At 47.2% G+C, this 288-nt stretch carries 1 protein-coding gene; it reads left to right on the top strand.

The annotated features are described in order from the left end of the window. Positions 1 to 41: 41 nt before the first annotated feature. On the top strand, positions 42 to 288 hold a 247-nt coding region (locus GKAS_RS24455), incomplete at its 3' end, for a colicin E3/pyocin S6 family cytotoxin (protein WP_246870772.1).

Genomic DNA, 288 nt, shown 5'->3' with positions numbered 1-288 from the left:
CAATGTATACGTCCCTCCGAGTGTACTAGTTTACCCTGAAAGTGAAATCAATAGCCCGTGGTACAACGGAAACGCCAGCGCCCGGAGAACGTCCATTCAGGGATTATATTCTGGTACACCCTGCCGGGACGTTTGATCCAATTTATATCTATCTGAATGCGGCTCATAAGTATCACGTGGCTCCACGAGGTACACCGCCATTACCTGCATTTCCTGATGCTAAAACGGCTAAGAAAAGAACTCCAGTAAAAGGTGGGGGAACATTACGTTCAAGATGGAAGGACTCTA

It is taken from the genome of Kluyvera ascorbata ATCC 33433, assembly GCF_000735365.1.
Classification (GTDB): domain Bacteria; phylum Pseudomonadota; class Gammaproteobacteria; order Enterobacterales; family Enterobacteriaceae; genus Kluyvera; species Kluyvera ascorbata.
The sequence above is the reverse complement of the archived record's forward strand: the minus strand, read 5'-3'. Positions and strand labels throughout refer to the sequence as shown.